This window comes from Mycobacterium sp. NGS15, from assembly GCF_059813245.1.
This window is the reverse complement of the sequence record NZ_JCALEF010000001.1, coordinates 53,870-71,316: the sequence shown is the minus strand read 5'-3', so window position 1 is coordinate 71,316 and position 17,447 is coordinate 53,870. Positions and strand designations below refer to the sequence as shown.

The window sequence follows — 17,447 nt, the reverse complement described above, 5'->3', positions numbered from 1 at the left end:
GGGTGGCTGAGCCAGTCACCCGAAGTCGTCCTAGCTCACTCGAATTCGACGTCCCAGCCGAGCTTCTTGTAGCGCCGCTTCTCACGTTCCTGGGCTTGCTTGTCGGCCTTCTCCTGCTCGCTCCAGTCGCCGATGACGGCCGGGGATGCCTTGGGAAGGTCGCCCATGAATTCGTAGGTGTTATCGAGGTTGATCAGAATCGCCGGGGTTTCGTGGTCGTCGTCCTCACCCTGACCGCCCTTTCCGTGGGCGCCGGCGCCACCCATCATCCCCATGGGACCCATAGCGCCGCCGCGAACTCCGGACGCGCCGACGGCAGCCGGGTTGGTACCCGCGCCGCTCGTGGCTCCTCCGGGCATGCCCGCACCGGGCCGCAAAGCACTTGGTCCACCGGCCGTTCCAGAGGCGAGTCCTGTCCCACCTGCAGAACCAGAGGAGCCGTAACCAGCCGCAGTCGTCGCTCCCAATGGAAGCCCGGAACCGCTTGTGCCCGTCCCGGTTCCAGAACCGAAAGGCGAACTTCCGCCGGAACCCGAACCGGAGCCTGCGCCTTGGCCGCCACCTGAGCCGCTGCCGGAACCTGAGCCGGCGCCCTGCCCCTGGCCGCCTTGCCCTTCTCCGTTGGCGAGCTGGGGCTTGGTGTTCTTGTCGGCGAGTCCGTCGGTACCGCCGGCCGGAGACTGCAGCTTGTTATCGGAGCCCCCGCCGGAATTCCCGCCGCCACCGCTACCGCCGCCCCCGCCGGGCCCTTGAGGCATCGGGCCCGTGTTGGAGTTCTGTGGAGTGTCGTCGATCTGAGGCCTGTTGACATCGAGAGGCTCGGTGTAGAGGCGTTGCGCTTCGGCCCGAACAGCTTCCAGGAGTTTCTGTTTCGAATCCTTGTCGGTGTCTTCGGGTGGCACTGGGTACGCTTGTGGCACGTAGCCTGCATTGGTCAGGCAAGCGCCATCTTGAAACAGCGCATTTTGTAGTTTTCCGGCCTTGGCCGGGATGCCGTCTTCGGCCTGGAGCTCTTGGTATTTGGCGTTAAGTGCTCCGCGGGCAGCTTCTGGTCCTTTACCAGTCCAGATGGGCTGCATGACATTGGCGGCCCGGATGTAGTGCTCGGCGGCATCGGAGACCTTGGTGTAGATGTCGCTCCATTTTTGGGCCACGTTGAAGGCGCCGTCGGGCTTGAGCTGACTGAGTTTGCCGACGATGTCGGCATGTGACATGCCGTCCCATCCGTCACCAGACATAGGTGGTCCCTTCAATTGTCATTTTGGAAGTTTCGCTGCGGTGTCGGTCGCAATTTCGATGGCCTTGGTGCAGGCGTCGGGGATCCGGCTTGCGGCACCGATATCGACATTTACGAGGGTCGCGACGACGGCCCTTTGGGACGGGATCTGCACGGAGCAGAATCCGGTACCGGGCTGGCTTAAGCGATGTTGAGAACCCTGCAAGCCAGCAATCGTCAAGGGCTGTGCATCCGGATAGTTGTCGGTGTCGAGGTACTCCGAGATAGAGCGATTGATTACCAATTGTTGGACGTACCAGCCTTTTCCGTCCCAGATACAGCCACGCTGCAGTCCGTCGTCGACGCCTTTTACGGTCGCTGGGTCCAACCCCCATTTACTCAACTCTGTGGCGTTGTATGCCAAACATGGATCGAAGGTGGTGCCATCCGTGTTCGCGTTCGGTGTTTGATGGGGGGGAGCCGCGGTATTGTCTGTCTGAGGTGAAGAGCTTGTAACGCTACTGGTCCCCCAGGACGAATTGGCGGTTGCAGTCCGGGCGTCTCCGGAGATGGTGTCACCACATCCCGCTAACGCCAGGGCGGCGGACGTCAAGAGCGCCAGACGGAGCACGGGGCTCATTTGTATTCGACCGTTAGTTTGTGGTCGAAAATTCGCCCCGCGTTGTAGGCCTCCATATTGTTGTACAGAACCTCCATCGCCAGCACGTGATCGATCTGCGCTTGGCAGTCGGCCTTCAAGGCGGTGAGGTGAGTCACCATCTCGGGTGCCTGTTTGCGATAGTGCTCCATCGCCCTTTTTCCGGTGTTCAATGCCCCAAATCCCTCAACATTCCCAGCTTGCTGGGCTATTTGAAGGGCCTCGTTGATGAGATCAAGAGCCGGCAGTAGTTCCTTGGCCACCGTCTGGCCAGCCTTTTCGTCCATGTGCAGCACCTGGCCCGCGTCGTTGGCCGCGCTCCGCTGCGCGTCAGGGCTGATCCCACCTAGATCGAAGTCGTAATTCTTGTCCGTCATGTTCTGCCTCCAGAAACCTGCTCTCAAAGGGATACGACGCCCCTATCCCCCGGGTTGGTTCCATCTTTCCTGAACTTTCTTGAGCGGCCGTCGGCGGGCGCCGCATCTGCGCACTGTTTGGGCGGACCGAACAGCGCTCAACTAGCCGAGGATGACCAAGCCTCAGCCCTGGCGCGAAGGCTCACCACCGAGCCCGGAGGCCGTCCGGGCATCGGTGTCCGTGAATACGGTGCTGGTCATTCGGAGCTTGTCGCGATAGTCGTCGCATCGCGCGCCGTCATGAGTCATCAGCCCAGCGAGCCGCTCGATCGCAGGCCCGATATCGGCCATTTGATCGGCGTAATGGGAGCCAAAAGTCTCGGCCCGCAGCTCGCACGATCGAACCTTGTCCCCCTGAGCACGCAGGCCCTCGGCGGCACGGCCCCACACACCCGCCAACTTCTCGACACCATCAGGATCGATGTACGTCATGAGTGCGGACCTCCTTAGCTTCAACTATCTACTTGGACGCGCGATCACGTGAATCGGTTCCATGTATTTGGGGCGACCTATAACGCTGGGCAGGTGGCTGTGAGCTCGACGGCGTGAGGTTCGTCGTACGCCTTGTTTTGATAGATCCGGTACAGGTCTGCCTTGATGCGAAGGGTATCGCCGTCTTTGGCCACCGAAGCATCGGCGGGAACACGGGTCGTGTAGTTGAACAGGGCGCCGCTTACGTATCCGTGAAGTACCGCGTCGTCCTTTACCTCAAACGTGAGGCTGTTGCCGGGCTTCCCCAATGCTGGCTTCACTTCAATTTTCAAGGAGCCGCCGGATTCTCGGCTGCAGTAGGCGGCGTCGGTGCCATCGGTCAGGACCCTGCCGTCGACCGTCGCGTCTATGCGAGGCCCCTTCGGGTCGCGTGCGGGAGGGCCGGGTGGTGTCGACGGCTGCCGCGGATGGGAGTAGGCGGGGCATGTTGCGGTGACGGTGAACGGAATCGGTTGAGGCTCACCAGGGTCCAGATTCAAGAACACCACCCCGGAAACTCTGTACGTCGAGCCTTGCACCGCCACCGTGGGAGAAGATGGCAGATGCGACCACGTCTTCCACAGGTACATGCCTCGTTCGGGTACGCCAACATGTATCTCGTTAACCGTGGAAGTCGTGGTATCCAGTTGCAGGCTCAGTGAACTCCCCTGTGGCGCAGTACTAAATCCGATGGTGGTTTCGTCACTGAATCCGAGACAGACCGGGTCCTTGAACGTCAGAGGCTCTCCGTCGAAGGTGGCTTCGATTGTGGCCGGGCTGCGGGGAAAGTTTGGCGGCGGCGGGGCCGGAATAGTTGATGTCGTGGCCACCGCCGACATCGAGGTGGGCGCCTCGGCCGGCGGCTTCGGGTCGCACCCGGCAACGGGCAGCGTCACGAGCACCGCTAGGAGGACCCCCCTCCGCACGGCATGGGCGGTGCCAAATCTCGCGGTCCGTAACATTATTAACCCTTCAATGGATTTGTCGGCGTGAGTAATTCGGTATTTGGTGGGCCTGGGTTCACGCCGCGCAGCCACCCCCTTTCTGGATGATTCCGAGCGCGGCGAGCGGGGTACGGGGCTGCCATGCACCGGCGTGCACGGGCCCCGAGCGCTCGGCTGGCATCACGAGGACGAGATCGTCGCCGTCCAGGTACCAGGCTTTGTAGTCGTCGCTATAGCCGCCATGGCCGGACTGGGGTTCGAACTGGCTGATGGTGAACGAGGGATTCTTGTCAAGAGCGACAGTCTGTTCCAGGTAAGGGCGAACGAGCGGGGGAAGTGCCACCAGTGGGTCGACGCCGGGACAGAACAGGTCTCCGAGGGTGAGCTGCCTTTTGTTCGCTTGGTCAAACGTGAAGGTGACGATCGCATCGTTGGGGTGAGGTGTACCGGTGACGAACCATTCCTCGAAAAAGACGACGGACAGCGTGTTCGGAGTGTGTTTGTACGTCTGGTAGGCCACGCTCGCCGTGCTGTTTTGCGTGAGATTGTCGTTCGGGCGGCCGAATCTGTTGAAGAAATCGCTCAGGAACTGCTGGAGCACTGGCCCCGTTGTCGGGTCGTCCAACAGGGTGACGGGATACGTGGCTTGAACTTTCGCGGCGATGTTCTTCGAGTTCGTGCCGGTCAGCGAGCAGCTTTCTTTGGAGCCGTCCCATGTCCCACCCACACTGGTACAAAAGTCTGTCGGCGGCGCCGCGGTCGCAGGACTTTGTACTGGACTGCCGGAGGAGCAGGCTGCCAGCGCGAGCAGAAGCGCAAAGAGAGGGCGCAGTCTCCGGACAGTTGTTTTCACCATGTCGTTGCTCCTCCTGTTACCCGCCGAGCGCGGATAGCGCTCGCTGGTAGACGTCGCGCTTCTTATCCCGGTTGCCGTCGTAGTAATTGACGATATCGGTCACCGCGTCGATCCCTCCGTTGTCGGCAGCGGTGTTGATCCCGTGTGCGGTCCAGTACCACTCCGCCGCGGCAAACCCGTACTCGGGCTGTTGAAGGAGTTCCGGTGTTTGTGTGAAGTCCATTGGGGGACTTGGCTGATAGCTTTGGTTGTACCAATCAGAGAAACGCTGGTAGTTGCTCCTACCGGTGACCTGGATCGGGCCTCTACCCATGAACCGGGCGCCGTCGCCCGGTTCGGTATTCCCGAGTTCTTGGCCCTTTGCGGTTTGTGGGCCGTAGTGCGCGTTGAACCAGTCGGCGTCGGGGCCGCCGGGGTACGCGCCCTCGTACCACATGGTCAGCTCCCCGGATTCGATGGCGCATGTGGCAAGGAACGCGGCCTGCCGTTGCGCCGTGTTGATCCCGGCGTGTTCCATCATTGCGTTGAGCTGATCCAGGATTCGCTGCTGCTGTTCCGGGGGAAGGCTCGTAAAGTTCCCCTGATTAAAGACGGTTTTCAACTGCTCCAGCGTCACCTTTTTGAAAGACCCGTCTTCGGGTCCGTTTTCGCCGATGTTGAGTGCTTGGCGCAAGATGGTGTAGTTGTCGGTGACGAATTGGTCCATGCTGGTGTTGGCGTCGTTGAATGCGGCGATCGCGGTGGTGAATGCGCCGATGACGCTGGTTCGTAGGTCGTCTTTGACTTGTCGCGCAGGCCAATTGACTCCGGGGCTGCCGTGCCAGGCGTATAGGTGTTTCTCGGAATCCTCAAGGCCCTTGTTATCGGCCATGATTGCGGCGGCGCCGGTGCTCAACCGGTTCGTGAAGTCTGCCGGGTTGTTCTGAATCGTGCCCTCGATCAGCAGCGTGATCGCTGCGGTGTATTCGTCTTGCTTCTTGTTGAGCCCGAAATACAGGTTGTCATCGACGCCCTGGACCGCTTCCTGGGCATCCTTGAGTTTCTGAAGATTCGCTTGCAGCTGTTCGGTGTTGGTCTGGTACTTTTCCCATGCCGCATCGGCGGCATCGCCTTTCACATATTGCGAGAGGCGCTCGGTCTGGCCGATCAACTCGACCTGTTGGGTGCCGCCGGCCACGGCGTCTTGAAGGTGGTCTCCGGATTCGCGGATTGCCTTCAAGTCGATGTCGGCTTCCTTGTAATAGGCGGCCTCGAAATCGGCGGCACTGCGGTCCATCGGCAGGCTCGATAAATCCACCCCCGCCTGACTCAGCTCTGCCTGGTGAGTCTTCAAAATGTCCCAGTACCCACAAAAATCGCGGATCTTGGCACCCTCATCGAGCACCTGCCGACCCGTGTCATAAACCACCACCACAAACCCCCGCCCTAGTACTTCAACCGGTTTCCGCGGAACTCCCAGAAACTGTCCTCGTCGTCCCAACCGGGTGTGGCCGGCCGCTTCACGGGTGCATCTTTCGTCGCGACTAAGGGTTCTTCGCCAGGCTGGGGTGCGTTTCCCGGTTGCCAGGAGGCACGTTCTCGTGCCTGCCGCGCCTGCTCTGCGTGTGTCTCCTGGAAACGTTGCGTCGTCGTCAGTTTTCGGCTCTTCGAGCCGCGGCCAAACTCCAATTGCAAGGCGTACAGCCGGTCCGCGTACCCCATGTCCCGTGTCCTTTCCCAGCCTGGCAGTGCCCAGATCCCACCTCTAAATACTTGAGACGCCGGTATGCCAGATTCGGTTCCATCAAATTTGCAGGTGTGGAGCAGTGCTGCGCACGGTGCAGGAATGCCGTTACTCAGTTGTTCGGTCTTACGGGATCACGGTCCCGACGAGATGCGGGTCGGGATCGGTCGATCACCAGACGCCGGGCACCAGCCGGTAGCGGACTCGGCCCGCGTACTCGGGATAGCCGTCGAGTTCCCGGGTGAGCAGCCGCTCCTCCCCGACTGCCCGGAACCCCAGCGCGACGACGGTTACTGCTGATCCGACCAGTCCGTACCAGGATCCCAGTAACAGCGGCATGCCGATCAGGAACGGTATGGCCCCCGCGTACATCGGATGCCGCACATACGCATAGGGGCCGGTGTCGACGATCGAGTGCCCACGTTCTGCTTGTACTTTCACGATGGGTGCGGCAAAGCTGTTGGCGCGAAACACGAAAACCATCGACAACAACGAGACCGCTACGAGTACGGCGCCCAGCACCGCAACCCACAACGGAACATTCGACCAAGCCCAGCGATGGTCGAGCCCGGGCACCGCGAACCAGATCGGCATGCCTACGAGCGCAAACGCCATAAAGACTTTGTCCCAGGTCGTTTGGTCCGGCTGACGGGGTGAACCGAGCCGCTCCGCCAGTAGCACCGGGTTGTAGTTCAGCAGCCACAGGTGCACGCCGATGTTGAGGACAGTGACCTCGACGCCCAGGATCCATAACTGGGGCCAACGCCACGTCCCGGCGGCCAGTATCAACAATCCGCCCAACGCAATGGTCGACACGATGTTGGCGATGAGCAGCTTGACCAGTAGCCGCGTTTTCGACGGAATGGCCTCAGTCATGTGTCGACGCTACTGCGCGGCCAGCCTCTCCAACAGCAATGACGAGCTATCCCCGTCTAGTTCGATGCCGAAGACCTCTCGAAGCGCCACCAGCACCTCGTCGGGTGTCAGGTGCCGAGTGTCCCTGCCGATGCCGGGCCGAACGGTGTGCAGCTCGCGGTGGTCCAAGATGTATGCGCGGTCGGACACGACCCGTTGCACGAAAACCCTTGTACTGAAGGGTGACTGAGGACTTGCCGCGACAAAGTAGCTCGCGGCGCGATAGTCGATCGGGTACTGAGGTTCGAGCACGAAGGTGTGGCGGCTCATCCACCCAGGCTGCGTCCCGTCTCCGGCGGCCTCCGACAAGGTCCAGCCGTCGGCACCGGGTGTGACCTCGTTGCGCAGCAGTTGATACATCCATGATCCGTCGGTGACGACGTCCTCATCGACGAGACGTATCGGCACAAGAGGACTGGTGCCGAACCCGACATCACAAAGCCATTGTTGTTCGTCAAGTTTGACCACGAGCATGCCGTGGGTTGCCGGCCGAATTGTGCTGGCACCCATCTGTACCCGGCCCTGAATGCCAAAGAAGTCGAAGCCGAGGCGCTCGAGAACGGCCGCGAAAATGGCCACGTGTTCGTAGCAGTAGCCGCCCCGGGGGCTACGCAACAGCTTGGCCTGGACCGTCGGGATATCCAACGCAACGTGCTTGTGGAGCACCGCATCCAGGTTCTCCCACCTGACGTTCAGGACATGTCCGCGCTGCAGGCGGCCCAGGGTGTCCAGGGACGGCGACCGGTCGCCGTCGAAGCCTATGAAGGCCAGGTATTCGTCGAGCTCGAGCTCGTCTCCGTTCCACATGGTGTGGACAACGTACTAGCAGGCCGGGGCGGCGTTGTAGCGCGGCGGACCATATCTGGCAGATAGGTGGAACCGAATGGCGGTCCCGTCCTGCGCGAGGTCCAAGGCAGACCAGTCCTTTCGGGGTTCAATGCAGATACGGGAAATGTTGAAGTGCGAGTGGGCGGGGGTGAGCCCAACAAGATATTCACGGGCCCACCAACAACAGTGATTAACAGTGGCCAGCTTCCGCAGCCCTACGGCGGGTATATCCTCTCAAATTCAACACTGGACCGGCTATTGATAATGGGCAGCCAGTGGGATGCAACAACAAACGATACTTACCATTCGAGCATATTTGAGGTGAACCCTAACAAATAGCCGGGCTCGACTCGGTAGCATTGTTTTGGACCATGAAATGACAGGAGATACTATGTATCTAAAGGCTGCAACGGCGATTTTCCTGAGCCAGTTAGTCGCACTTTCCGGCGCCTGTGCCACGAAAGCTGAACCACCGAAATTTCCCGATATGAGCAGCTACGCACCAGTTAATGCGAATGAGTATGTGATCCTGCTTCCCAACGTGGGCCGCGAACCTATTCGAAAGGTATATTTCGTAACGCCGGACGGCATTCACTACAACTTTCTGGGACAATCCGCTGGTTGCACAGGAGATAATATCCCGGGCGTAGCAGCAAAAGATAAGAGTCCCTATACTTACGTCTCGACGGGCTCGGGAATTCAATCTTCCCGTCAACGCCATTCGTTGACGGGAAGATTCAAGGACATGATTTAAAGGTTCTGCCTCCGCTGCATACGATAGCTGTTGCAGGGGCGATCTGCGGTGTGGATGGCTCGGGTGTAACTGCATGTAAGAACGCTGAAGGGCATGGTTTCGTGATCTCGCGGCAGGGTACTAGCTGGTTCCCCAAGGTGTAGCCGCCGCGCTCTAGCCTGTCACTCCTCACTCGTAGAGTGACCGCATGGCCGTCGAGCGCCCCACCATCTACTTTGCCTCCCAACAAGACTGGGAAGCGTGGCTGGAAGAGAACCACGAGGACTCCCCCGGAGTCTGGATCAAGATGGCCAAGAAAGCCAGCGGGATCCCCAGCGTCAACCACAAGGAAGCCCTGGAGGAAGCGCTCTGCTTCGGGTGGATTGACGGACAAGCCAAATCGCTCGACGCGACGTACACCCTGCGCATGTTCACCCCGCGCCGTGCCCGCAGCACCTGGTCGAAGATCAACGTCGGCCACATCGAACGGCTCACCAAGGAAGGCCGCGTCCGAGCGGCCGGCGTACGAGAAGTGGACGCTGCCAAGGCAGACGGACGCTGGGACGCCGCCTACAGCTCGCAGGCGACCATCGAGGTTCCCGACGATTTCGCGCGGGCACTGTGGGCTCAGCCCGATGCGCAAAAATTCTTCGACTCGCTCACCAAAACGGCACGCTGGCCGTTCCTGTTCCGGCTCGCCACCATCAAGAAACCGGAGACTCGCGCCCGACGGATCGTCCAGTACATCGAGCTGCTGGCCGAGGGAAAGACGTTGAACTAGAGCGCTTTCACGCCTTGTGCGCCACCGACACGATGTAGTCCGAATGCAGCGAGAAGAGCCGCATTCCCACCGAATTGAACTGCGCCCGCAGCAACGGGTTGACATGCTTCATATCCGGCTGGCGCAGCCGCTTGGCCAGGAATTTGGACAGCGGCGGATAGACGTCATTGGCAATCGACCACGTCTCGGCGCGTGCAAAGCCCCTGTCCAACAATAGATCCCGATATCCCTGCACGTCGACGGCCCAGGGCACCGCACCCGCCGGTGCGCCCCGCCATCCTTTCCGCGCCACCTGATTGCGCGCCAGCGCGGTAAGTGCGGTGCGCCGGGGAACGATATCGGCCGTCACCAATCGGCCGCCGGGTTTGAGCACGCGCAGCGCCTCACGGAAGAAGTCAATGCGCGAGGGGAAGTGAAAGGCCGACTCCAGCGCGACCACTTTGGTGCAGGACTCGTTCGGGAACGGCAGATCGGTGGCCGAGGCCTTGACGTAGGAGACCGTCTTGGACAGACCTGCCTCGGCGACGCGCCTGGTCGAGATGGCGATCTGCTCCTCGGCGATGTTGACCCCGGTGATCTTCTTCACCTTGAACTCGTTGGCCCACAAAATGTCCTGATCGCCGTACCCGCAACCGCAATCGACTACCACATCCGATGAGGTGAACCCGGCGCTGGAGGCAACCAGGCGCGCGAGATCGCGGCTGGCCTCGTCGAGTGTTGTCGGGTGATCGCGCCAATAGCCAAAGTTGATGAAGAGCGATTCCTCACCGAACAAGTTCTGCGGGCCGACGATGTCGTAGACCATTCCGGTCTTGGGGCCGTCGGCGCTCGACACCGCAACGGCCGCCATGCGCCTCCACTCGTCGGCCCATCGGCGTAGCCGTTCGCCGGTCGATTCCTCGGTGAAATCGGAAGTCAGAGGGGTCATGGCTAGCAGCTCCCATTCGGTTCTGGCCGCCTCGTTGCGGACCACACCTGCGTAACAAACAGTACCGGATACTTGGGATATCGGCATCTAAAGCCGCTCAGAACGACGCACGGGATTGCATCCGAGAAACCGGCCGGCAAAGTGACTAGGCTGGTGAGGTTGCCCGGCTTTCTCCGGGCGGAGCATGAACGAGGAGCACATGACCGACACAACGCTGCCCCCCGGCGGTGATGACGCCGTCGACCGGATCGAACCGGTAGATATCCAACAGGAGATGCAGCGCAGCTACATCGATTACGCCATGAGCGTCATCGTGGGCCGCGCGCTACCCGAGGTGCGAGACGGCCTCAAGCCGGTGCACCGCCGCGTCCTCTACGCGATGTACGACTCCGGGTTCCGGCCCGACCGCAGCCACGCCAAGTCGGCGCGCTCGGTCGCCGAGACCATGGGTAATTACCACCCGCACGGCGACTCTTCCATCTACGACACCTTGGTCCGCATGGCCCAGCCCTGGTCGCTGCGCTACCCGCTGGTGGACGGGCAGGGCAACTTCGGTTCGCCGGGTAACGACCCCGCGGCCGCCATGCGTTACACCGAGGCCCGGCTCACTCCGCTGGCCATGGAAATGTTGCGTGAAATCGACGAGGAGACAGTCGATTTCAGCCCAAACTATGACGGCCGTGTCATGGAGCCGACGGTGCTGCCCAGCCGGTTCCCGAACCTGCTGGCCAACGGCTCGGGCGGTATCGCCGTCGGTATGGCCACCAACATGCCACCGCACAACCTGCGCGAGTTGGCCGAGGCGGTCTACTGGGCGTTGGACAACCATGAGGCTGACGAGGAGACCACCCTCAAGGCGGTCTGCGAGAAGATCAGCGGTCCCGACTTCCCGACGTCCGGATTGATCGTTGGCACACAAGGGATTCACGACGCGTACACCACCGGGCGTGGCTCCATCCGTATGCGTGGTGTGGCCGAGATCGAGGAAGATTCCAAGGGCAGAACGTCTTTGGTAATCACCGAGTTGCCGTACCAGGTCAACCACGACAACTTCATCACCTCGATCGCCGAGCAGGTGCGCGACGGCAAGATCGCCGGCATCTCGGCCATCGAAGATCAGAGCTCCGACCGTGTCGGCCTGCGAATCGTGGTGGTGCTCAAGCGCGATGCCGTCGCCAAGGTGGTGCTGAACAACCTCTACAAGCACTCTCAGCTGCAGACCAGCTTCGGCGCCAACATGCTGTCGATCGTCGATGGTGTGCCGCGCACGCTGCGTCTGGACCAACTGATCCGGCACTACGTCCATCATCAGTTGGACGTAGTGATCCGGCGTACGCGCTACCGGTTGCGTAAGGCCAACGAGCGCGCCCACATCTTGCGCGGTTTGGTCAAAGCCCTTGACGCGCTTGATGAAGTTATCGCGTTGATCCGCGCCTCGCAGACTGTCGACATTGCCCGGCAGGGCCTGATCGAGCTGCTGGACGTCGACGAGATCCAGTCACAGGCCATCCTCGATATGCAGCTGCGCCGCCTGGCGGCCCTGGAGCGGCAGCGGATTGTCGAGGACCTCGCCAAGATCGAAGCCGAGATCGCCGACCTCGAGGACATCTTGGCCAAGCCGGAACGCCAGCGGGCCATCGTTCGCGACGAACTGAGCGAACTCGTGGAGCGCTATGGCGACGACCGCCGCACCCGGATCATCGCCGCGGACGGCGATGTCGCCGACGAGGACCTCATCGCACGCGAGGACGTCGTCGTCACCATCACGGAAACCGGATACGCCAAGCGCACCAAGACTGACCTGTATCGCAGCCAGAAGCGCGGCGGTAAGGGCGTGCAGGGTGCGGGGCTGAAGCAGGACGACATCGTCAAGCACTTCTTCGTGTGCTCGACGCATGACTGGATCCTGTTCTTCACCACGAAGGGCCGCGTCTACCGCGCCAAGGCATACGACCTACCCGAGGCCGCCCGCACCGCGCGCGGTCAGCACGTCGCCAACCTGCTGGCCTTCCAGCCGGAGGAGCGCATTGCCCAGGTCATCCAGATCAAGGGTTACGAGGACGCCCCGTACCTCGTGCTCGCCACCAAGAACGGCCTGGTCAAGAAGTCCAAGCTCACCGAGTTCGACTCCAACCGCAGCGGTGGCCTGGTCGCCGTGAACCTGCGTGACGGCGACGAACTCGTGGGCGCGGTGCTGTGCTCCTCGGAGGAGGATCTACTGCTGGTTTCGGCGCACGGCCAATCCATTCGCTTCAGTGCCACCGACGACGCTCTTCGTCCCATGGGCCGCGCCACCTCGGGGGTTCAGGGCATGCGCTTCAACGGCGAGGACGACCTACTGTCGCTGAACGTCGTCAGAGAGGGCACTTATCTGCTGGTGGCGACCGCCGGCGGGTACTCCAAGCGAACGGCGATCGAGGAGTACCCGGTGCAGGGACGCGGCGGCAAGGGTGTGCTCACGGTTCAGTACGACCCGCGCCGAGGCAGTCTCGTGGGTGCACTGGTCGTGGACGAGGACGCCGAGCTGTACGCCATCACGTCGGGCGGCGGCGTCATCCGCACGACGGCGAAGTCGGTGCGTAAGGCCGGCCGTCAGACCAAGGGCGTGCGGTTGATGAACCTCGGCGAGGGCGACACCCTATTGGCAATCGCGCATAATGCCGATGAGGGTGATGCCGACTCCGACGAGGACACAGCCGGCGCGAGCGAGTAAGGAGCTGTAGGTGAGTTCACCGAACGATCCGGGGGAGTCTGGCGCCAACGAACGCCCCGTGGACCAGGCGGACTTGCCTCCCTGGCAGCGGGCGGAGCGGCGGCGTGGCTCACACGCCGCCGCTACCGGTCCGCAGCGGATTCCCGACAGGGAGTCTCGGCCCGGCGGCGCACCGACGGAGATCATTCCCATCATCGATGACGCCACCGCACCCCCGACCGCGCCGACGTCGGCATCGCGCCCCAGTAGTCGTCCGTCCGCCGGTCTGGATGCCCGGCTGAGCCGCTTCATCTCGGGGACGGCCGCTCCGGCCGGATTCAACACCCCAGCGGAACGGCCGGAACCCGATCTGGAGCCGGATCCGGAGCCGTACGGCGAGGTGCCGGAGCGCCCCGAAAGACCGGAGCGTCCCGAAAGGTCCGATAGACCGGAACGCCCCGAGCCGGTGCGTTCGGGCACCCCGTGGGGCGAGTCGAGCGCACAAGAGCCCGTACGTGCCCCCAAGAACAACGACCTGCCAGACCTGTCAGGACCGGTTCCGCGACCACCACGCAGAAGTGAAGGGGCACAAAGCGGTTCGGCGGTGACGGTGGGTCCCTCGCGCCGTGGCCCGCTGCGGGCGGCCATGCAAATCAGGCGTGTCGATCCGTGGGCGACCCTCAAGGTGTCGCTGGTGTTATCGGTGGTGTTCTTCTTCGTCTGGATGATCGCCGTCGCGATGCTGTACCTGGTGCTCGGCGCAATGGGTGTGTGGTCGAAGCTGAACGAGAATGTCGGCGAACTCATCACCAACAGCGGCGGCGGCGAGCTGGTGTCCAGCGGCACCATCTTTGGCACCGCACTGCTCATCGGTTTGGTGAACATCGTCCTGATGACCGCGGCCGCCACCATCGGTGCGTTCATCTACAACCTGACCACCGATCTCGTCGGCGGTATCGAGGTCACACTGGCCGATCGCGACTAACGGTTTGGGATGCACCCCTTCCGTGCGGTAATCTCTGCGTTCGGTCCAGGGGCTATAGCTCAGGTGGTTAGAGCGCTTCGCTGATAACGAAGAGGTCGGAGGTTCGAGTCCTCCTAGCCCCACCACACTCGTTGGGAGGTCCACCACGTGAGAGTGCTGCTGCTGGTGCTCGCACTGCTGGGCGTGGCCTATGCGGCAGCCATCACCGTGGCGCGCAACAACATGGAAGTGTGGCACACAGCAGCAGGTGAGGGGCCTTAGCTCAGTTGGTAGAGCGCTACCTTTGCAAGGTAGATGTCAGGAGTTCGATTCTCCTAGGCTCCACTCAAGTTTCTATTCCACGCGACCCGATCAGCCGTACGGCTGGGGTTGCGGATCCACGCTCGGTGCCAGTGTCGGTGGCTCTGGCTGTGCCGAGCGGCGCAGGACGGTGAAAGCGACGGCGCCCGCACCGAGTAGGCCGACGACCGCAAGCCCCGTCAGCGCGCGCGGCAGCTTGCGCTTGCGGACATCGCTGACCACCTCCGGCAGGGTGTCCACCACATCGGCGACGGCGTCCTGCACTTCCGAAGACACCGCCTTGCCCCGGCGCAGCAGCTTGCCCGCCACACCGGTCGCCGATTTCGCCAGTCCGAAGCCGAGCCCGGCGGTACCGCGCGAGACGTCGATAGGGGCCAGTGCGGCCTCCTTGAGGCCACGCACGAGGCGCTCCCCGGAGGTCAGCTTCACGGCAGGTTCAGCGTTCTTGGTCAGCAGGCTCATCGTCAGCGGGTCCCTTCGTCGGGCGGTGATCTCCAGAATGAGTGGTACTTCAGATTGCCACCTTTGCGCTGCCTATTGGGAAACATCCGCATGAATGTCTTTTGGGCGCGGATAAGGTGGTCGTCGTGACTTCACCAATCCAGACACAAACCGCGACCCTGCACACCAACCACGGCGACGTCGTCATCGCGCTCTTCGGCAATCACGCCCCGAAGACCGTCGCCAACTTCGTCGGTCTCGCCGACGGCAGCAAGGACTACTCCACGAAGAACGCCAAGGGCGAGGCCACCGGCCCGTTCTACGACGGTGCCGTCTTCCACCGCGTCATCCAGGGATTCATGATCCAGGGCGGCGACCCCACCGGCACCGGCCGCGGCGGCCCCGGATACCAGTTCGCGGACGAGTTCCACCCCGAATTGCAGTTCGACAAGCCGTACCTGCTGGCCATGGCCAATGCCGGACCGGGCACCAACGGTTCACAGTTCTTCATCACCGTCGGTAAGACCCCCCACCTGAACCGCAAGCACACCATCTTCGGTGAGGTTGTGGACCCGGCTTCGCAGAAGGTCATCGACGCCATCGCCGCCACCGCCGTCGATCGCGGCGACCGTCCCACCGAGGACGTCGTGATCAACTCCATCACCATCAGCTAGGTACTGATGGCTCATCCCGGACAGGTACCGGTCTACGGGTGCGCTTGGCACCCGGACCGGGCCACCGCGGTGCGCTGCGTGCGGTGCGGGCGTCCCGTATGTCCGGACTGCATGCGGTCAGCGCCCGTCGGGCAACAGTGTGTCGAGTGCGTCCAGCAGGGCGCTAAGTCGGTGCGTCAGGTCAAACCGCTGCGGCAGGCACGGGCCTGGGTCACCTGGGCGCTGATCGCCGTCAACGTGCTGGTCTACGCCGCCGTGGTGGGAAGCACCGACGAGACGATGGCGGCAACCAGCAGCCCGCTGTTCCGGGATCTGGTGCTGTACCTGCCATGGGTGGCGCACGGTGAGCTCTGGCGCGCTGTCACCGCCGGCTTCCTGCACTTCGGTCTGATGCACATCGGGGTCAACATGCTGTCGCTGGCGTTGATCGGGCCCGGGCTGGAACACGCCTTTGGCCGCGAGCGGTACGCCACGATCTATGGCACCGCGTTGCTCGGCAGCAGTGCCATCGCGATGTGGTTCAGCCCGAATGCATTGGTAGCCGGCGCTTCTGGTGCCATCTACGGTCTGTTGGGCGCGGCGCTGGTGCTGTATCTGCGGGAGCGTTTGAACCCGCAGACCATCATCATTGTGCTGGTGCTCAACATTGGCCTGAGCGTCTCGCTGCCGGGTATCTCATTGGCCGGGCATATGGGTGGACTGTTGTTCGGCGTACTCAGCGCCGGTGCGCTGCTCTACTACCGGGAGGTGTGCCGTGCGGTTGGCGCGCCCGACCTCGCGCGGAAGCCGTCGACGCCATGGGTGCTGGCAGCCGTGGTGGCCGCGTTGTCCGTTGTGCTCATCGTGGCGCGGGTGCTCGCCTACACCGGTTAACTCACAAAGGCAGCTTGGCTTTGAGAAACTGCCATTGGGTGTGCTGTTTGACGATGTCCGGTACGTCGTCGGTGAAGGGCCGCTCGTAGTGCGCGGCGATCTCGGCGGCCGTTTGCACATCGGTGGTCCAGCCGTTTCCCGTCAGCCAGTCCGTGGGCGGCATGCGGGCATCCGGATATGCCAACATCCAGAAATTGGCTGCCCGAACACCTTCGGGGACAACGGGTTCAGCGAGTGAATCCCAGGTCTCAGTCGAGGGCAAGAAGATGTTGGCGTCGCTGCAGATGGCGCTACCAGGGGCGGACAGTTCGATGATTCGTTCGAAAAGCAGGTCCTGACTCTCCCCGGGAAGGCCAGCCATGATCAGTGGCGCGATCAGCCACGCGGTGGGTTGCTCAGGGTCGAAGCCCGCAGTGCACAGGTCCTCGGCCCAGGGATCTGCCGCCGACGCGACGGGCACGAGCCGCTGCGTAACGGCAGCGACGGAACCGTGCCCCTTGAGCACACGACTCCGGAACTCCAGCGTGTGCGGATGGTCCACCTCGTACAGAACGGCATCCGTGGGCCAGGAGAGTCGGTAGGCGCGCGTGTCCAGGCCGGCGACGAATTGCACGACTTGACGGGTTCCCAGCTCAAGCTCTGTGGTGATGAAGTCGTCGCCGTACCGCGTGAAGATTCCTGACGCGTTGATGAGAAGAAAAGTGCCGTCGGTCGCCGACGGGTTCTCAGGAAATCCCGCGGCGAGAAAGGCACTACTGAGCGGCTCGTGCGCCGCGGCGACCAAGACCGCCGCGAGCGGATCGTTGATCAGCGGATGGCCCCGCCGACTTTCCAACGCACGCAGAGCAGCGGCGATCAGATCGAACTGGTACTTGTGCGCCGGTGAGGTCATGGCCCGTTCCCGTTGACCGTCCAATGAACCACCTGCCTTCCTGCACGTTGCGTTCAAGATATCCATGGAGCGGCCACACCGTGATGGTGTCGCGCAACCTACTCGGTGGGTCCAGTTGTGG

Annotated in this window: 19 protein-coding genes and 2 tRNA genes; 8 read left to right on the top strand and 13 right to left on the bottom strand. The window is 62.3% G+C overall.

Annotated elements, in window-relative coordinates; translation table 11 throughout:
* Nucleotides 1–35: 35 nt before the first annotated feature.
* From AC5Y5C_RS00385 to AC5Y5C_RS00340, 10 genes are all read right to left on the bottom strand, one after another.
* A complete protein-coding gene (locus tag AC5Y5C_RS00385) occupies nt 36–1,238 on the bottom strand; it encodes a hypothetical protein (protein WP_499968011.1) in 1,203 nt (400 codons plus the stop codon).
* A gap of 18 nt (nt 1,239–1,256) precedes the next feature.
* Nucleotides 1,257–1,856, bottom strand: coding sequence for a DUF3558 family protein (locus AC5Y5C_RS00380; protein WP_499968010.1), 600 nt, complete (start codon nt 1,854–1,856; stop codon nt 1,257–1,259).
* Nucleotides 1,853–2,251: a hypothetical protein gene (locus AC5Y5C_RS00375; protein ID WP_499968009.1), complete on the bottom strand. Its 399-nt coding sequence runs from the start codon at nt 2,249–2,251 to the stop codon at nt 1,853–1,855. The genes AC5Y5C_RS00380 and AC5Y5C_RS00375 overlap by 4 nt, the downstream gene beginning before the upstream one ends.
* A gap of 162 nt (nt 2,252–2,413) precedes the next feature.
* The gene (locus AC5Y5C_RS00370) at nt 2,414–2,722 is read right to left on the bottom strand and encodes a hypothetical protein (protein ID WP_499968008.1); all 309 of its coding nucleotides are present in this window, start codon (nt 2,720–2,722) and stop codon (nt 2,414–2,416) included.
* A gap of 77 nt (nt 2,723–2,799) precedes the next feature.
* Nucleotides 2,800–3,657 (bottom strand): lipoprotein LpqH, encoded by an 858-nt coding sequence (locus AC5Y5C_RS00365; protein ID WP_499968007.1) that lies wholly within the window; start codon nt 3,655–3,657, stop codon nt 2,800–2,802.
* 124 nt (nt 3,658–3,781) lie between these two features.
* Entirely contained in the window at nt 3,782–4,432 is a 651-nt protein-coding gene (locus tag AC5Y5C_RS00360; RefSeq protein WP_499968006.1) for a DUF3298 domain-containing protein, read from the bottom strand.
* Between the two features lie 145 nt (nt 4,433–4,577).
* The gene (locus AC5Y5C_RS00355) at nt 4,578–5,975 is read right to left on the bottom strand and encodes a glycoside hydrolase family 19 protein (protein ID WP_499968005.1); all 1,398 of its coding nucleotides are present in this window, start codon (nt 5,973–5,975) and stop codon (nt 4,578–4,580) included.
* A gap of 11 nt (nt 5,976–5,986) precedes the next feature.
* The gene (locus tag AC5Y5C_RS00350) at nt 5,987–6,262 is read right to left on the bottom strand and encodes a hypothetical protein (protein ID WP_499968004.1); all 276 of its coding nucleotides are present in this window, start codon (nt 6,260–6,262) and stop codon (nt 5,987–5,989) included.
* Between the two features lie 193 nt (nt 6,263–6,455).
* Nucleotides 6,456–7,160, bottom strand: coding sequence for a methyltransferase family protein (locus AC5Y5C_RS00345; protein ID WP_499968003.1), 705 nt, complete (start codon nt 7,158–7,160; stop codon nt 6,456–6,458).
* A 9-nt stretch (nt 7,161–7,169) separates the two neighbouring features.
* Entirely contained in the window at nt 7,170–8,006 is an 837-nt protein-coding gene (locus tag AC5Y5C_RS00340; RefSeq protein WP_499968002.1) for an arylamine N-acetyltransferase family protein, read from the bottom strand.
* A 397-nt stretch (nt 8,007–8,403) separates the two neighbouring features.
* Between AC5Y5C_RS00340 and AC5Y5C_RS00335 the strand changes: the two genes are divergently transcribed.
* Nucleotides 8,404–8,781 carry a hypothetical protein gene (locus AC5Y5C_RS00335; protein ID WP_499968001.1) on the top strand — a complete coding sequence of 126 codons (378 nt, stop codon included), beginning with the start codon at nt 8,404–8,406 and terminating at the stop codon, nt 8,779–8,781.
* 187 nt (nt 8,782–8,968) lie between these two features.
* Nucleotides 8,969–9,541, top strand: a complete 573-nt coding sequence (locus tag AC5Y5C_RS00330; RefSeq protein WP_499968000.1) for a YdeI/OmpD-associated family protein — start codon at nt 8,969–8,971, stop codon at nt 9,539–9,541.
* Nucleotides 9,542–9,548: 7 nt separating this feature from the next.
* Here the strand turns inward: AC5Y5C_RS00330 and AC5Y5C_RS00325 are convergent, their stop codons facing one another.
* Entirely contained in the window at nt 9,549–10,514 is a 966-nt protein-coding gene (locus tag AC5Y5C_RS00325; protein WP_499967999.1) for an SAM-dependent methyltransferase, read from the bottom strand.
* Nucleotides 10,515–10,668: 154 nt separating this feature from the next.
* Between AC5Y5C_RS00325 and gyrA the strand changes: the two genes are divergently transcribed.
* From gyrA to AC5Y5C_RS00305, 4 genes are all read left to right on the top strand, one after another.
* Nucleotides 10,669–13,182 carry a DNA gyrase subunit A gene (gene gyrA, locus AC5Y5C_RS00320; protein WP_499967998.1) on the top strand — a complete coding sequence of 838 codons (2,514 nt, stop codon included), beginning with the start codon at nt 10,669–10,671 and terminating at the stop codon, nt 13,180–13,182.
* Nucleotides 13,183–13,192: 10 nt separating this feature from the next.
* Nucleotides 13,193–14,146 carry a DUF3566 domain-containing protein gene (locus AC5Y5C_RS00315; protein WP_499967997.1) on the top strand — a complete coding sequence of 318 codons (954 nt, stop codon included), beginning with the start codon at nt 13,193–13,195 and terminating at the stop codon, nt 14,144–14,146.
* Nucleotides 14,147–14,194: 48 nt separating this feature from the next.
* A tRNA-Ile gene (locus AC5Y5C_RS00310) sits at nt 14,195–14,271 on the top strand.
* Nucleotides 14,272–14,397: 126 nt separating this feature from the next.
* Nucleotides 14,398–14,470 (top strand) — tRNA-Ala (locus AC5Y5C_RS00305).
* Between the two features lie 27 nt (nt 14,471–14,497).
* Here the strand turns inward: AC5Y5C_RS00305 and cwsA are convergent.
* Complete coding sequence (gene cwsA, locus AC5Y5C_RS00300; protein WP_499967996.1) at nt 14,498–14,908, bottom strand: cell wall synthesis protein CwsA; 411 nt, start codon at nt 14,906–14,908, stop codon at nt 14,498–14,500.
* Between the two features lie 116 nt (nt 14,909–15,024).
* On the opposite strand from cwsA, the gene AC5Y5C_RS00295 reads away from it, so the two are divergent.
* Both AC5Y5C_RS00295 and AC5Y5C_RS00290 read left to right on the top strand, forming a co-directional pair.
* Nucleotides 15,025–15,561, top strand: coding sequence for a peptidylprolyl isomerase (locus tag AC5Y5C_RS00295; protein ID WP_499967995.1), 537 nt, complete (start codon nt 15,025–15,027; stop codon nt 15,559–15,561).
* A 111-nt stretch (nt 15,562–15,672) separates the two neighbouring features.
* Nucleotides 15,673–16,434, top strand: coding sequence for a rhomboid family intramembrane serine protease (locus tag AC5Y5C_RS00290; RefSeq protein ID WP_499967994.1), 762 nt, complete (start codon nt 15,673–15,675; stop codon nt 16,432–16,434).
* Between the two features lies 1 nt (nt 16,435).
* On the opposite strand, the gene AC5Y5C_RS00285 is transcribed toward AC5Y5C_RS00290, so the two are convergent.
* Nucleotides 16,436–17,326, bottom strand: a complete 891-nt coding sequence (locus AC5Y5C_RS00285; protein ID WP_499967993.1) for an SAM-dependent methyltransferase — start codon at nt 17,324–17,326, stop codon at nt 16,436–16,438.
* Nucleotides 17,327–17,447 lie beyond the last annotated feature (121 nt).

What these genes read in the sequence shown, in the direction of transcription:
- AC5Y5C_RS00285 (WP_499967993.1), bottom strand. Translation starts at nt 17,326, where the DNA reads ATGACCTCACCGGCGCACAAGTACCAGTTCGATCTGATCGCCGCTGCT.
- AC5Y5C_RS00350 (WP_499968004.1), bottom strand. Translation starts at nt 6,262, where the DNA reads ATGGGGTACGCGGACCGGCTGTACGCCTTGCAATTGGAGTTTGGCCGC.
- AC5Y5C_RS00340 (WP_499968002.1), bottom strand. Translation starts at nt 8,006, where the DNA reads ATGTGGAACGGAGACGAGCTCGAGCTCGACGAATACCTGGCCTTCATA.
- AC5Y5C_RS00345 (WP_499968003.1), bottom strand. Translation starts at nt 7,160, where the DNA reads ATGACTGAGGCCATTCCGTCGAAAACGCGGCTACTGGTCAAGCTGCTC.
- gyrA (WP_499967998.1), top strand. Translation starts at nt 10,669, where the DNA reads ATGACCGACACAACGCTGCCCCCCGGCGGTGATGACGCCGTCGACCGG.
- AC5Y5C_RS00335 (WP_499968001.1), top strand. Translation starts at nt 8,404, where the DNA reads ATGACAGGAGATACTATGTATCTAAAGGCTGCAACGGCGATTTTCCTG.
- AC5Y5C_RS00375 (WP_499968009.1), bottom strand. Translation starts at nt 2,251, where the DNA reads ATGACGGACAAGAATTACGACTTCGATCTAGGTGGGATCAGCCCTGAC.
- AC5Y5C_RS00290 (WP_499967994.1), top strand. Translation starts at nt 15,673, where the DNA reads ATGCGGTCAGCGCCCGTCGGGCAACAGTGTGTCGAGTGCGTCCAGCAG.
- AC5Y5C_RS00370 (WP_499968008.1), bottom strand. Translation starts at nt 2,722, where the DNA reads ATGACGTACATCGATCCTGATGGTGTCGAGAAGTTGGCGGGTGTGTGG.
- AC5Y5C_RS00330 (WP_499968000.1), top strand. Translation starts at nt 8,969, where the DNA reads ATGGCCGTCGAGCGCCCCACCATCTACTTTGCCTCCCAACAAGACTGG.
- AC5Y5C_RS00380 (WP_499968010.1), bottom strand. Translation starts at nt 1,856, where the DNA reads ATGAGCCCCGTGCTCCGTCTGGCGCTCTTGACGTCCGCCGCCCTGGCG.
- AC5Y5C_RS00385 (WP_499968011.1), bottom strand. Translation starts at nt 1,238, where the DNA reads ATGTCTGGTGACGGATGGGACGGCATGTCACATGCCGACATCGTCGGC.
- cwsA (WP_499967996.1), bottom strand. Translation starts at nt 14,908, where the DNA reads ATGAGCCTGCTGACCAAGAACGCTGAACCTGCCGTGAAGCTGACCTCC.